This window comes from Enterococcus sp. DIV1094 (assembly GCF_017316305.2).
GTDB classification, from domain to species: Bacteria; Bacillota; Bacilli; order Lactobacillales; family Enterococcaceae; genus Enterococcus_B; species Enterococcus_B mangumiae.
In genome coordinates, this window is record NZ_CP147250.1 from 1,833,815 (window position 1) to 1,847,505 (window position 13,691).

The 13,691-nt window shown below is 37.3% G+C and carries 14 protein-coding genes; 7 read left to right on the forward strand and 7 right to left on the reverse strand.

Translation table 11 applies throughout. The features are described 5' to 3' along the window. Positions 1–265 precede the first annotated feature (265 nt). Positions 266–547 (forward strand): hypothetical protein, encoded by a 282-nt coding sequence (locus DOK79_RS08795; RefSeq protein WP_206855484.1) that lies wholly within the window; start codon positions 266–268, stop codon positions 545–547. A gap of 149 nt (positions 548–696) precedes the next feature. On the opposite strand, the gene DOK79_RS08800 is transcribed toward DOK79_RS08795, so the two are convergent. Next, positions 697–1,053 carry a winged helix-turn-helix transcriptional regulator gene (locus tag DOK79_RS08800; protein WP_206855486.1) on the reverse strand — a complete coding sequence of 119 codons (357 nt, stop codon included), beginning with the start codon at positions 1,051–1,053 and terminating at the stop codon, positions 697–699. Positions 1,054–1,257: 204 nt separating this feature from the next. Between DOK79_RS08800 and DOK79_RS08805 the strand changes: the two genes are divergently transcribed. From DOK79_RS08805 to DOK79_RS08815, 3 genes are all read left to right on the forward strand, one after another. Beyond that, on the forward strand, positions 1,258–2,397 hold the full coding sequence (locus DOK79_RS08805; protein WP_206855488.1) for an S-(hydroxymethyl)glutathione dehydrogenase/class III alcohol dehydrogenase: 1,140 nt from the start codon (positions 1,258–1,260) through the stop codon (positions 2,395–2,397). Beyond that, positions 2,378–3,220, forward strand: a complete 843-nt coding sequence (fghA, locus tag DOK79_RS08810) for an S-formylglutathione hydrolase (protein WP_206855491.1) — start codon at positions 2,378–2,380, stop codon at positions 3,218–3,220. Before DOK79_RS08805 ends, fghA begins: the two co-directional genes overlap by 20 nt. Positions 3,221–3,607: 387 nt before the next feature. Then, entirely contained in the window at positions 3,608–4,204 is a 597-nt protein-coding gene (locus DOK79_RS08815) for a YitT family protein (protein ID WP_206855492.1), read from the forward strand. 259 nt (positions 4,205–4,463) lie between these two features. On the opposite strand, the gene DOK79_RS08820 is transcribed toward DOK79_RS08815, so the two are convergent. Both DOK79_RS08820 and DOK79_RS08825 read right to left on the reverse strand, forming a co-directional pair. Then, entirely contained in the window at positions 4,464–4,970 is a 507-nt protein-coding gene (locus DOK79_RS08820; protein WP_206855494.1) for a VOC family protein, read from the reverse strand. Between the two features lie 97 nt (positions 4,971–5,067). After that, a complete protein-coding gene (locus tag DOK79_RS08825) occupies positions 5,068–5,862 on the reverse strand; it encodes a DUF6597 domain-containing transcriptional factor (RefSeq protein ID WP_206855496.1) in 795 nt (264 codons plus the stop codon). A gap of 268 nt (positions 5,863–6,130) precedes the next feature. Here DOK79_RS08825 and DOK79_RS08830 point away from each other — a divergent pair, with 268 nt between their 5' ends. Genes DOK79_RS08830 through DOK79_RS08840 form a run of 3 tightly spaced genes read left to right on the forward strand, consistent with a single transcriptional unit; the run spans position 6,131 to position 10,284 of the window. After that, positions 6,131–6,973: a PRD domain-containing protein gene (locus tag DOK79_RS08830; RefSeq protein ID WP_206855498.1), complete on the forward strand. Its 843-nt coding sequence runs from the start codon at positions 6,131–6,133 to the stop codon at positions 6,971–6,973. Positions 6,974–6,977: 4 nt separating this feature from the next. Beyond that, positions 6,978–8,822: a beta-glucoside-specific PTS transporter subunit IIABC gene (locus DOK79_RS08835; RefSeq protein ID WP_206855499.1), complete on the forward strand. Its 1,845-nt coding sequence runs from the start codon at positions 6,978–6,980 to the stop codon at positions 8,820–8,822. 16 nt (positions 8,823–8,838) lie between these two features. Next, the gene (locus DOK79_RS08840) at positions 8,839–10,284 is read left to right on the forward strand and encodes a glycoside hydrolase family 1 protein (protein ID WP_206855500.1); all 1,446 of its coding nucleotides are present in this window, start codon (positions 8,839–8,841) and stop codon (positions 10,282–10,284) included. Between the two features lie 223 nt (positions 10,285–10,507). Here DOK79_RS08840 and DOK79_RS08845 read toward each other — a convergent pair whose 3' ends face one another. The 4 genes from DOK79_RS08845 to DOK79_RS08860 all read right to left on the reverse strand — a co-directional run bounded on the left by DOK79_RS08845 (position 10,508) and on the right by DOK79_RS08860 (position 13,547). Further along, positions 10,508–11,242, reverse strand: coding sequence for a hypothetical protein (locus tag DOK79_RS08845; protein WP_206855501.1), 735 nt, complete (start codon positions 11,240–11,242; stop codon positions 10,508–10,510). A 4-nt stretch (positions 11,243–11,246) separates the two neighbouring features. Continuing rightward, positions 11,247–12,101 (reverse strand): ABC transporter ATP-binding protein, encoded by an 855-nt coding sequence (locus tag DOK79_RS08850; RefSeq protein ID WP_206855503.1) that lies wholly within the window; start codon positions 12,099–12,101, stop codon positions 11,247–11,249. Continuing rightward, positions 12,098–12,466 (reverse strand): GntR family transcriptional regulator, encoded by a 369-nt coding sequence (locus DOK79_RS08855; RefSeq protein ID WP_206855505.1) that lies wholly within the window; start codon positions 12,464–12,466, stop codon positions 12,098–12,100. Before DOK79_RS08855 ends, DOK79_RS08850 begins: the two co-directional genes overlap by 4 nt. Positions 12,467–13,418: 952 nt before the next feature. Beyond that, positions 13,419–13,547 (reverse strand): hypothetical protein, encoded by a 129-nt coding sequence (locus DOK79_RS08860; RefSeq protein ID WP_277989372.1) that lies wholly within the window; start codon positions 13,545–13,547, stop codon positions 13,419–13,421. Positions 13,548–13,691: the final 144 nt, after the last annotated feature.

Genomic DNA, 13,691 nt, shown 5'->3' on the forward strand with positions numbered 1-13,691 from the left:
CATGATGAGATTTTATGGTTCATTAGGTTTTTGGGACTTTGATGATACTTATTTATCAGCTGTATTTTAGAATAATATGAATTTTAATGGTTTTTAATGTAGTGGGGAATGATATGGTGAATAGGTGGGGATAGGAAAAGGGTGAAAATATTCATTCAGTGTATGGACTCCTTGAGTTGTTTTATTTGATGTTTTTTTAAAAATTAATTAAGCTTATTTTAAGAAGCGGTAAGCGCTTTAAAAATAAGCTTAGGAGGCGATAGGTATGACTAATGTAGACGGAGGGATCACAATCCCGGAATCACCAATGATCACTGATGAACACAAGAAATTGGTAGAAGAAGCCCGTAAAACGTTAATGGACAGTAGTGAAGCGACACCTTTTGCGCTATTAGGGACACAAGTAGTTGCTGGGAAAAACTATTGGATCTTGTGCAAAGTCAACATGCTTGGCCCCACTCAGAGTGAAAAATTAGTGACTTATAAAATCAACAAAAATCTACAAGATGAAGTGACCCTTTTAGAAGCGACAACCTTCGAGTTTTGATTGAGCTGACTTTTTAAACATACTTCCCCACTTTCCCATACAGTCGATAAGAGAAGACATTCATTCTGCTATCAACTATATGGGATTTTTATTGTCTCAAGAACTGCCTCTACTGTGATAGAAAGATCATCTTTCCATCATTTACAGAATCAATCCGCTTTATCCGCCGAAAGACCTTCAACGACTTCATAATAATGATCGCCCCAATCACAGATATGCTGAACGATCGTTGAAAGCTCACGACCGATTTCTGTCAATTGATACTCTACTTTTGGTGGGACTACAGGATAGACTTTACGAGTAAGTAAATGATCCCCTTCTAATTCTCTTAATTGACGGATCAACATGCGTTGGTTGACTTCTGGTAACATTTTCTCAATCTCGCTTAGTCGTAAAATCGGTTGTTGCAAAAAACACCAGATCAAGACGATCTTGTATTTTCCACTAAGCACGTGCATAGCTAAATCTTTTGTATTGGTAAACTCTTTTTCATTATATTGATACATCGTGATCCTCACTTTTTATAAATTATTCGACAGCAATAGTTGCTATTATACAAAGCTCATCAAGGGAAGTAAAGAAATTGAGGATACTGACAAGTTTGTCAGTTTTGTTTCCAACTACAGCCTATGATACGATGAGGGAGAAAGATCGTGGATTCGCTTGATGGCTAAGAACCATCGGAGCAAGACAAGAAAGAAGGAAGAAAATTGAAAAGTAGAGCTGCTGTAGCATTTGAACCTGGAAAACCGTTAGAAATCGTTGAAATCGATGTTGCTGATCCGAAACCGACAGAAGTCATGGTGAAAATTTTGTACACTTCGGTCTGTCATACCGATGCGTTCACGTTATCAGGAGAAGATCCAGAAGGAGTGTTTCCTGCTGTGTTAGGTCATGAAGGAGCAGGGATCGTTGTCAAAGTCGGCGAAGAGGTGTCATCCGTTAAAGTAGGGGATCATGTCATTCCTTTGTATACACCTGAATGTGGCAAATGCGAATTTTGTTTGTCAGGAAAAACTAATTTATGCTCTGCTGTCCGTGAAACGCAAGGAAAAGGTCTGATGCCAGATGGTACGACTCGTTTTTCTTACAAAGGCGAACCAGTTTATCACTATATGGGTACGAGTACATTTAGTGAGTATACCGTCGTCAATGAAATCAATCTGGTAAAAATCACAGAAGATGCACCACTCGATACAGTGCCATTATTAGGGTGTGGCGTCACAACCGGATTAGGTGCTGTAGAAAACACTGCGAAGGTTGAAGAAGGGGCTGTTACAGCTGTTTTTGGTCTAGGAGCGATTGGTTTAGCGGTGATCCAAGGACTGAAAAAAGCCAATGCCAAACGGATCATTGCCATCGATATGAATCCTGAAAAATGGCCGTTAGCGCAAAAAATGGGCGCAACAGACTTCATTGATCCTAAGACACATGATCGTCCGATCCAAGAAGTCATCGTCGAAATGACGCAAGGCGGCGTGGATTATAGTTTTGAGTGTATCGGAAATGTGGAAGTCATGCGTGCCGCACTTGAAGCCTGTCATAAAGGTTGGGGCGAAAGTATCATTATCGGTGTGGCGGGCGCTGGAAAAGAAATCCACACGCGTCCATTCCAACTGGTAACTGGTCGTGTTTGGCGTGGTTCTGCTTTTGGTGGAGTCAAAGGACGAAGCCAATTACCAGCTATGGTGGAAGAGTACTTGAACGGGGAGATCGATTTAGATTCATTCATCACCCATCGTTTAGATTTCACACAAATCAATGAATCACTTGAGCTATTGCATCGTGGAGAATCGATTCGAACGATGCTCACTTATGGAGGTGACACAGATGGAACTACAGAAAATTGAGGCACATCGGTCATTTGGCGGACAGCAAATCAAATACCGTCATGTGTCAAAAACACTACATTGTGAGATGACATTTAGTGTGTATGTACCAGAAACGACTGATGAAAATCAAAAAATCCCACTTATTTGGTGGTTAGCAGGTTTAACAAGTACAGATGATAACTTCAGTATCAAAGGTGGGTTCCAACGATATGCTGCCGAACAACAGATTGCATTCGTCATGCCGGACACATCACCACGAGGAGATGCTGCTGACAGTGAGGATTGGGATCTCGGTCAAGGAGCGGGTTTTTACTTGAATGCGACACAAGAACCGTGGAAAAAAGACTTCCAAATGTACGACTATCTTACAAAAGAGCTGTCCGAGATCATCTACTCTTTAATCCCAAACCTTTCTGGGAAAGAAAGTATCATGGGGCATTCGATGGGCGGGCATGGTTCGTTGGTGATCGGTCTAAAAAATCCAGCACGCTTTACTTCAATCTCTGCTTTTGCGCCAATCTCAAACCCTTCAAACGTACCATGGGGACAAAAAGCATTTACTGCGTATCTTGGTACTGACCGAGCGACATGGCGGGAATGGGATGCAACGGAATTGATTAAAAATGAAAGAGTTAGTTATCCACCGATCTTGATCACACAAGGAACAGCTGATCCATTTTATGAAGTACAACTCAACGAAGACGCATTTTTAACGGCGGCAGAATCAGCGAAACATGAAGTTATGTATCAAAAAGAAGATGGTTATGATCATAGCTATTTCACCATTGCTACGTTTGTGGAACAACATATCGCTTTTCATGCAAGTTATTTGAAACAGTAAAGAGCTCATTGTAAGAGAAAAAATACCCGTTAGGTGAACGAGCAACTAACTGAAAAATCAGAAGAAGACAGAAAGATGCAACTATAAGCAATAAGCAGTGAAACGCGAAATTTTATTGGAGAGATACCTATTTAGTTTGATCATATCGTGTACCAAACCACGAAAGCCAATCAGCAAAAGTAGTTTTGCCGGATAAAAAACTAGTTTCAATTGTTTCTATGGATGTAATTCTGTGATTCAAAATTAAAAAATAAAATTAACAGGTTTACTTTTTAGAATAGATGTGTTAACTTAATTAAAGTTTCGGAGGATCCAAAGGGATTAGATAAGAATATTCTTATCTAATCCCTTTTTGTGTTCTTACATTAAAAATATTAGGAGGCTTATATGAAAAATCTATTCAAATATTTAACGATCACTTTGGGGCTATTACTACTTTCAATTAGTATAAATATGTTTTTTGGCCCACATTACATTGCTGCTGGAGGGACAAGCGGTCTAGGAATTTTACTTGAATACCTTATTCAAGTGGATCGTTCACTTATAGTACTTGCTTTAAATTCACTTATGTTGCTATTAGCAATCATTTATTTAGGAAAAAAATTATTTATAAAAGTTTTATATGGTAGTTTAGTTCTACCGTTATTATTAACCTATGTACCTAAAATAATGTTTACTGAAAATAAAATTGCATCGATCGTTTTGGGTAGTTTGATTTTTTCTATAGGGATGTCCATTGTTTATTCACAAAATTCTTCTAGTGGAGGAACTTCGATTCCACCAATCATTTTAAAAAAATATTTTAATATAAAACTCTCTACAGGCTTATTTTTCATAGATGGGATAGTCATACTACTGAACTGGAGTATTTTTGGTTTCGATCAATTTTTACTTGCGTTGTCCTCGAATATTCTAGTTTTCCTAGTGATGAATCTATTCTCTAAGATTTCCTATAAATCGATTGAGAATAGACAAACTTCTTAGAGATAGATATTTTGGTTATTATTGGGGCTTAGGGGACGCTGTGCAGTTCTTTGACAACTTTTAATTAGTACTGAAAACGTAAGGTAATCAACATCCGTTTCGGTGAAATGGTATGCGAGCTGTTTGAAACAGTGAGTAGCTGAAATGTAGCTGGACACCATTCGGTTAGATGAACGTGGGAAAATAGCAATCCAACAACTCGCATATAAAGTGATTGGATTGCCTAGTTGAGTTATCTTTTATTCGAATGTTTGACCGTTTACTGTTTCAGAAACTGCTTTTGAATCGTTTCTATTGAGTCCCCGAAGCGTTCAGCGATTTCTGAAAGGCTCAATCCTTGCGCATAGAGACGATCGAAGACACTCTGGATGCTTTCTGAAACTTCAACAATATGTTTGTCATAATCATAAAAACGAAAAACTTTTTGCCCCCAGTCATATTCCAACGCATCATGGATCACTTCGATTCCTGGATCAGAAGTGATTTTTTTCACCCAATCCTCTAAGTTTTCTACTTCAAAGTATAATTGGAAATTGTTTGGTTGAGATGTTACTTTCAGATGCCTACCAGTAGCTCTTTCTGCTTGATCGCCAGCAACGATTTTAATATAGGCATCTTTATCATACAGCGTAAAGCCGTCTTCAAATTCGATCATGTCTTCCACTGCACTAATCACTTCTAGACCTAAAACATTTTCATAGAAATCTCTGGATCGCTTGATATCAGCAGTCGTAAGTAAGAACCCTTGCCATTTGATTGTATTCATAAGTTCATCTCCCTTCACTTGATAGACACACTATAGCATGAGGATTTTGGACTGTATTGTAAAAACACGACATCTCACTTCGCTCACGATGTACCATTTAATCAAAAGGTTGTGCTTTGATCTCTTTACAAAGCTGGACAAATTCGAGTGGTGTGAAGCCGATATGTTTTTTGAAATCTTTGATCAAATGAGATTGATCGTAGTAATGCAAATCAAGTAAATCTTTTTCAGTCGTGTGAGCGTTGGTCAGTATTTTTAAGCAGTACTGGAAACGTAAGGTGATCAACATCAGTTTCGGTGAAATACCATAATGCTTCATAAATAGCCGTTGACATTGCCGAAGCCCGACACCTAGCTCTTTGCATAAATGTTCAGTCGTAGAAGCAGGGATTTGGCTGAAACGGTCAATCAACTTGACGAACCGGTTTGGGGTATGCCCCTCAACTAATTGATGGAGGTAATCGATAAAATACTTTTTTTGTTGAGCATAGGATAAAGAGAAGAAATAATCGAGATTGAAAGGAATGTCAATCTCACTGATAGAAAGAAAAGAATCCATTACCTCAGTTGTTGGTCGTCCAGTGAGTTGCTCAAACGCGCCAGGTTTCAATGTAGCTGACAAGTAAGATTCAGACGTATGGCTATAAAAATCATATTCTGTTTTACTAACACCTGAAAATTCAATCGATTGATTTTTGAAATCGATGAAAAGATCGACGCATCCGTCTGGAATGATCAAATCATTCACCTCATAAGGTTCTTGAGTCAATGGCTGATGCTCCCATAGGCAAATCACAAAGTCTTGTAATGAGGGGATCGTAGTTGCTGTATATTTAAAATATTTCTGGTAGATCGGGTTTACGATGTAAGGTACTTGGATTGGAGAATACATAGCTCACCTACTTGTTTATGATTGGGTCTTTTTATCAATTATAGCATGCCATGTGAATGTCCTAGTGGTGCAACTGGAACATTCAACAGTTTCTGTAAAAGTATAAAAAATATTGACACTATTTTTTTATGTGCTATGATATGTCTATAAATAGATAACGGTTACAGATGTGCTGTGACCATGAGGCGTGTTACTGTGAGAAGGCAAACCTCATACTTTACCAAAGGGTGGAGTATGAGGTTTTTTAGTGTCTAAAATGGAGGGTAAAATGAAAATCAAAAAATTTCTAAATAATAATGTCGTATTACTGAAAAAAGGCAGTAATGAGATCATCGGGTTTTCATCAGGCATCAGCTTCAAGAAAAAAGTAGGAGATGATGTGGAGGAAGAGGACTTTGAAAAGATCTTTGTATTAGATACACATGCAATGTTGGAACATTTCAGCTATCAGTTAAGTAAATGTGATCCAAAATACGTTCAATTAGTTACGCAGATCGTAGAATATGCCAAACAAAATTATCACTTAGGGATCAATGATTATATTTATCTGACGTTACTCGATCATATTGATTTCACGATTCATCGGTTGAAAGAAAATATGACATTTAAAAGTCCATTGCAATATGAAGTCCGCCGATTTTATCCAGATGAATATGCTATCGGAGTGTATGCAGTCCAGTTATTGGAACGTGAACTTAAACTAGCGATTCCTACGGAAGAAGCGATTTCAATTGCGCTACATTTTGTGAATATCCAATCGAAAAAACGAGATATGACTGTGACGAACAAAATCACTAAATTTATTGAAGATGTTCTAACGATCGTCCGTTATGAATATAAACAAAAGTTTGATGAAAATAGTTTTCACTTTTCTCGTTTTGTCACGCATTTACATTATTTTGCACAGAATGTCATTAATCATACGATGCCAAGTTATGAACAAACGGATCTATATCAGCAAGTAGAAAAAATGTATCCTCAAGCATTTCACTGTGTACAAAAAATCAAAATTTATATTGAGAATACGTATGGTATCACAATTTCTGAAAACGAAGAAATTTATCTAACCTTGCATATTCAAAAATTAACGGAGCAAATCGAAAAGGAGTAAACAGATGGATTATAAACAATTAGCTTCTGATATCTATCAGAAAGTCGGCGGAGCTGAAAATATACAACATGTGACACATTGTGCGACTAGATTACGTTTTACATTAGCGGATGAGAAAAAAGCAGATAGTCAAGGGATCAAACAATTGAAAGGCGTCACAGGATTGGTTGAAGGAAATGGACAATTTCAAGTAATCATCGGACCGGATGTTTCTAGTGTCTATGCACAATTGCCAGGGACAGGAGCAGCGACTGCGACCGAGAAGAAAGAGCAATCAGTCATTTCTCGTTTATTAGACTTCATTGCGGGCTGTTTTACACCGATGATTGCAATTATCGCAGCTGGTGGAATGTTGCAAGTCCTACTATCTTTATTGCAACTTTCCGGTTTATTGGCAGAAACAGATAATACTTATCTTGTGTTATACCAAGTTTCCCAAGCTGCTTTCTTTTTCATTCCAGTATTTTTAGGGAACTCAGTAGCTAAACGCTTGAATATTGATCCTTTTTTAGGTAGCTACATCGGAGCGATCTTTATTATGCCAGGGCTTACTGAACTTATTAGTCAAGAAGGTGGGGTTTCATTACTTGGCTTTGCCGTGCCCAATGTTAGTTACAATGCTTCCGTACTGCCTGTATTGTTAAGTGTTTGGTTGATGTCTTATGTGTATAAATTTGTTGATAAGATTTTACCTAAGAGTGTCAAATTTATTTTACGTCCACTACTTTCTGTGATTGTCATTACACCATTTGCGTTGTTACTTTTAGGACCGTTAGGCGTGATGGTAGGGAATTATGTAGCAGAATTTCTGAACTACTTGACGAACAACTTTGGTCCACTAGCTGTATTGTTTATGGGAGCATTCGCTCAGTTGCTTGTGATGACAGGGATGCACACGACGTTAACACCAATCTTATTAACATCTTTGGCAACTTTTGGCTATGACAATCTTATCGTGCCGGGCATGCTCTTAGGTCTAGCTGCTGAAGCGGCGATTTGTTTAGCAGCCGGCATAAAAGCCAAGAATACTGAATTTAAACAATTAAGTTACTCTTCTGCAATCACAGCTCTAATGGGTGTTTCAGAACCAGCATTGTATGGTGTTACTTTACCGTTGAAAAAGCCAATTATCGGGATGATCCTAGGCGGTGCAGTCGGTGGGCTATACTTTGGCTTGATGAATATCAATACTCCAGTAGTTATCGCCTCATTCGTAGCCTTACCTTCTTATAGTAGTGTATTGCATGCGACGATTGGTTCATTGATTACCTTTGCGATTGCCTTTGCTTATACATGGATCATGGTCAAGGAGGAAGATTTTCCATATGAAACAGTAACCGTTGATCAGATAAAAGAATCGGAAGAAAAAGTAGACACACCGCTTAAATCAGCAGTTGAAACGAAGATCATGGCCCCGTTATCAGGTAAAGTGATCCCTCTAAACGAAACGAATGACCAAGCATTTGCTTCATTTGCGCTAGGCAAAGGTCTGGCTATTAAACCAAATAATGATAAAGTAGTTGCTCCTTTTTCTGGAAAAGTTTCCGCAGTCTTTGGTGGCAACCATGCAATTGGATTAACGAGTGATGAGGGAATCGAACTATTGATCCATATCGGTATCGATACAGTAAATATGCAAGGAGAATCCTTTGTTCGGGAAGTTAATGAAGGAGAGCGCATCGAACTTGGACAAGTGTTGTTACGTTTTGACTCAGAGAAAATCCAAGCAGCTGGATACGATGATACTGTGATGATCACTGTTACAAATACCACTGACTATTTAGATGTTGTTCCTGCAACTATACATCAAGAAATTCAGGAAAAAGAACAATTTTTAGCAGTATTTTAAGAAAGGAATGAAGGAAATGAGTTTTCCAAAAAATTTTTTATGGGGCGGCGCTTCCGCTGCCAATCAGTATGAAGGTGGCTATCAAGACGGAGGAAAAGGCTTAGCCTGTGCAGACTTGATTAGTGGAGGCACCCATACGACTTCACGTCAGATCACTTCAGAAATCAAAGAAGATTTACTTTATCCCAGTCATGAAGCAACTGATTTTTATCATCATTACAAAGAAGATATTGCATTATTTGCAGAAGCAGGATTTAAAGCATTTCGCTTATCAATCAACTGGACGCGGATTTTTCCAAAGGGCATGGATCAAGAACCAAATGAAGAAGGACTCGCTTTTTACGATCAAGTATTTGATGAATGTCAAAAATATGGAATTGAACCCGTTGTCACGATTGCGCACTTTGATGTTCCTGCGTATTTAAGTAAGCATTATAACGGATGGGCAAGTCGTGAAGTTATTGACTTTTATGCCATTTATGCAGAGACGATCTTTGAAAGATATCAAAACAAAGTGAAATACTGGATCACTTTCAATGAAATCAACACAGCAACATTAACGATCGGGAACTTTTTATCTTTAGGTTTACAAGTAGGAGAAACAGCATTCATTGAACAGCCAGATGATCCCGAAGCACGTTATCAAGCATTGCATCACCAGTTTGTTGCAAGTGCGAAGGTTGTCAGTTTGGCACGAGAAAAGTATCCCCATTTTCATATGGGCTGCATGATTTCATATATGCCAAGATATCCTTATACTTGTCATCCAAATGATGTATTATTGGCGAAACAAGAAGAAAACATGCATTCAAAATTCTGTGGGGATGTTCAGGTTACAGGAAAATACCCATACTATGCCAAAAGCTATTTTGAACAACAAGGGATCAATATCAACTGTACAAAAGAAGACGAGGCGATTTTGGCAAAGGGCACTGTTGATTATTATACATTCAGCTATTACTTGACCTTGTGCGTATCAGCCGATGATAATGTAGAAAAAAATGGTCACAGTATGATTGGCGGATCAGGAGTGAACAATCCATATTTGGAACAAACAGAATGGAATGCCATGATCGATCCGGTTGGTTTGCGTATTACGCTAAATGATATTTATGATCGCTACCAAATTCCAATGATGATCGTGGAGAATGGTATCGGAGTATCTGAAGATCTGACCGCAGATGGGAAAGTCCATGATTCTTACCGCATCGATTATCTACAAAAACATATCGCTGAAATGGAAAAAGCGTTGGCAGATGGCGTAGACTTGATTGGTTACACAATTTGGAGTGCAGTGGATATCGTCAGTGCATCCACAGGAGAAATGAAAAAACGTTATGGCTTGATCTTCGTCGATAAATACGATGACGGCACAGGAACTTTAGCTCGTTATAAGAAAGACAGCTTTTATTGGTATAAGAAGTTGATTGCAACGAACGGGGCGAGTTTGTTGGAAGTGTAAATGTAGATGAAGGAGAGAGCAGTTTTGCAATTAAGAGGCTTAGCAGAAAAAACTATTAGTCTTTGGTACATGTTAACCTAAATTAGAATTGACACTTTTCTTTTTAAATGACAAACCTTACCTATAAGATAGTGGTGAGATAGATAGTAAAAACCTAGGATCGATACCGGAGTTTTCTTTGGTACCTGTCCTAGGTTTTTGTCTCTTCTAACTAATGAAAATCTTACACATTTAATATTTTGATTTCCCGTCTTCTATTCAGTAGATAAGTGAGTAGTAAAGTGAACAAGATAGTCGCTGTTAATGTGAGTAGCACTGGCGAAAGAGAATACTCACCGTACTGATATCCAATCATTTTTTGTAGCATATCAAGGGTGTTTGTTTGGAAAGCGGAACTACTTGATTGCATAAATGTACTTATTGGAATAGGAAGTAGGAGCAATACAAGAAGTACGATAAATTTTATTGATCGGCTTAAACGACTATTTAAAGCGGATAAGAAAAGCCCGATTGAGCCAGGAAGAATCAATAGAAGTGAAAAAAAGAACCAATCAATTAAAAAATCACCTCGTGAATAAAGACTAAATAAGAAAACATCCCATTTGAGTTGTACAATCAAATTCGAGTTCAATAACATGATAAGTAGGAGCATGATCAATGAAAAAACAACTGCGAGAATCACATTTGTCAGTATATGGGTGAATAAAATATGAACGCGGGATACACCGTTTTGGATAAATAGCTTAAAATCTGAATTCATACCAATATAAGACAAGAAGAACATGTAGATCATACATTCAATGATTCCGTCTGAATGGACCATACGAGAAAAATCACTGAGTAAGAAAATACCTATCAGCGGGAGGATGATCCCCAATAAGATGAATAGTGCTAAGAATGCAGACAAAGATAAGAATTGATGTTTTAACCGATAAAGAAATGCTGCACGAAACTTCATTCAATCAGTCCTCCTTTCCACTAGTAAGTTGAATAAAGTATTCTTGTAAGTTCGAAGTCAAGATAGAAAGACCTTCTATTTTTTCTTCAGGTAACGGACCATAAACATACGCAGTAAGAGAACCGCCTAGTGATTTTTGACCAAGAACATCTAAGGGGGTAATGTATGGTTCAACTATTTCTTTTGGTCCGGAGACTGTTCGAGCGTTTTGCAGGATTGTTTCGACGGAAGCTGCTTGGAGCAATTTTCCTTCGTGTAAGACAATAACCTCTTCTAATAAAGTAGCAATTTCTTCAATCAAATGAGTTGAAATCACGAACGTGCATAATCGTTGTTGATAAACTTCGATCAAATAGGAATAAAATAAGTCGCGATGTGTGGCATCCAGACCTAAAACGGGTTCATCGAGAAAAATATATTCACAAGGAACGGATAGGGCGATGATCAATTTTGTGATCGTGCGGTAACCTGTTGATAGCTTCTTGAATCTCTGATCGGCTTTTAAACCGAATTTATGTAGCATTTCTTTAGCAAGCGCCCAATCAAATGTCCCATAAAAGCGCTCAGTGATTTTAAATAGTTCTTTTATTTTAAAAAAAGAGGGGAATAGATTATCTTCGCTCATCAAGTATAGATGATTTAACGAAGCTTCACTCTCCGAGATAGATGTACCATCTAATAGGATTTCTCCTGATGTAGCGAAACTCCGATTATTGATAATGTTCAATAGTGTGCTTTTTCCAGCACCATTTCTTCCTAATAAACCATAGATTTTTCCTTGTTCAAATTGAATGGAAACATTATCTAGAACGCTTTCATTTTGCTGGTTTTTACTTATGGATTTGACAACTAAGCTCATTCATCATACCCTCTTTCAATTAACTCTTTTAGTTGTTCAGCACTAATACCGATTTTTTTTGCTTCTATAATCAAATCCGAAACTTCTTTATTTAAAAATTCTTCTTTTCGCTGTTGACGAATTTTTTCTTGTGCACCAGGCAAAACAAACATACCTAGACCACGTTTCTTTTCAATCAAATGTTCAGCTACTAATAAGTTCATACCTTTTAGAACAGTTGCTGGGTTTAGGTGATAAACTTTGGCGATTTCTGTAGTTGAAGGAATCTGTGTGCCTTCTGGATAAGAGTTGTTAAGTATTCCCTCAGAAATTTGATTGGCAACTTGTTGAAATAACGGTTTGTCTCCTGAAAAATCAAATTGCATGTTTACACCTCACTACACCTGTTAACTACTTATTCAATTAACTATACAGGCTTGTGCTTACTCTGTCAATTTAGGTTATAAGTGGAAGTGGAAAAATAATTACCACTGTTAAACCCTTTGATTAACCATTTTAACGATGTGAAAATCTGCTAAATAGAGAACTATTTTTTATCTATATATATAGTAGAAAAAATATCAGAACTTCTCATGAGTAATGTAGAAGTTCTGATATTTTTTTATGGTTTACTCGATAAACCGATGGAAAGACGGAAGAGTGATTCCAAAATTTTACTACATCACCAAAGTTTGACTTAATGATTTTCTCTCGCAAATTTATTTGAACCTTCTGTTTATAGAAAGAAATCGAGGAGTGAGGATACTTGATTCTATGTAACTTTCGATCAGTTTGGCTAGATTCTTAAAATGAGTAGTCGATAGGTTAGAAAGGAAGAGAGAATATGATGTTAGCAAGTTTCAAAAGTATTGATTTCTTTCACTCAAAAGAAGCATGGTCGAATAGAGGTGGTATTTCTGAAAACAAATATGCAACAATTATGCAACAATGACGGGTATCTATGGCTGTCTTTGATCGGTATGATCGGTGATTAAAAAGGTGTTCATTCTCTTTTGTTCAATCATATTTAGCCATAAAACGGATGATCAAGAAAACTTGATTTACAAGGAACAAAAATCGGCAACCGATTTTATAATGTGAAGCTAACCAATTAACAAGGTTCTGATTTTTTTACCTAAGTTAAATGTACTGAGTATTTTGTCAGCAATAAATCAATCAAAAAAAGATAAAAGTCTTCATAAATCCTAAAAAAATCAAATGATCAGTAAGATGTTTTTTCGCATGGCGAATCCATTTTATTAAGAGAGTATTCTCTATAACCGATGGAACTTTTTAAGACATTTCCCGCTAGATGTAAAGAAGATTCACTAGTTGAGATTATTCGGCAGTGTACCTTTGCTCGATCAGACCGTCACTCCATTCTGGATAAAAATCGGCTTGAGTAATTTTGTTGCTACCAAATCCTGTACTTATTACTTGAACTACTACAGTCTTTACTCGATCCAACTTTCCATTTGTTCTCCAAGGTGAACCTTACAACTTTTTGTTCGAGATATTATATTCATTGGTGCCCCTCCTAGTATTTTATTGTCGTGATTAGTTAACTGCTCATGTAACTAACTATATAAGTAAAATCCTTTTGTGTCAACT

What these genes read in the sequence shown, in the direction of transcription:
- DOK79_RS08850 (WP_206855503.1), bottom strand. Translation starts at nt 12,101, where the DNA reads ATGAGCTTAGTTGTCAAATCCATAAGTAAAAACCAGCAAAATGAAAGC.
- DOK79_RS08795 (WP_206855484.1), top strand. Translation starts at nt 266, where the DNA reads ATGACTAATGTAGACGGAGGGATCACAATCCCGGAATCACCAATGATC.
- DOK79_RS08815 (WP_206855492.1), top strand. Translation starts at nt 3,608, where the DNA reads ATGAAAAATCTATTCAAATATTTAACGATCACTTTGGGGCTATTACTA.
- DOK79_RS08820 (WP_206855494.1), bottom strand. Translation starts at nt 4,970, where the DNA reads ATGAATACAATCAAATGGCAAGGGTTCTTACTTACGACTGCTGATATC.
- DOK79_RS08835 (WP_206855499.1), top strand. Translation starts at nt 6,978, where the DNA reads ATGGATTATAAACAATTAGCTTCTGATATCTATCAGAAAGTCGGCGGA.
- DOK79_RS08825 (WP_206855496.1), bottom strand. Translation starts at nt 5,862, where the DNA reads ATGTATTCTCCAATCCAAGTACCTTACATCGTAAACCCGATCTACCAG.
- DOK79_RS08800 (WP_206855486.1), bottom strand. Translation starts at nt 1,053, where the DNA reads ATGTATCAATATAATGAAAAAGAGTTTACCAATACAAAAGATTTAGCT.
- DOK79_RS08855 (WP_206855505.1), bottom strand. Translation starts at nt 12,466, where the DNA reads ATGCAATTTGATTTTTCAGGAGACAAACCGTTATTTCAACAAGTTGCC.
- fghA (WP_206855491.1), top strand. Translation starts at nt 2,378, where the DNA reads ATGGAACTACAGAAAATTGAGGCACATCGGTCATTTGGCGGACAGCAA.
- DOK79_RS08840 (WP_206855500.1), top strand. Translation starts at nt 8,839, where the DNA reads ATGAGTTTTCCAAAAAATTTTTTATGGGGCGGCGCTTCCGCTGCCAAT.
- DOK79_RS08845 (WP_206855501.1), bottom strand. Translation starts at nt 11,242, where the DNA reads ATGAAGTTTCGTGCAGCATTTCTTTATCGGTTAAAACATCAATTCTTA.
- DOK79_RS08830 (WP_206855498.1), top strand. Translation starts at nt 6,131, where the DNA reads ATGAAAATCAAAAAATTTCTAAATAATAATGTCGTATTACTGAAAAAA.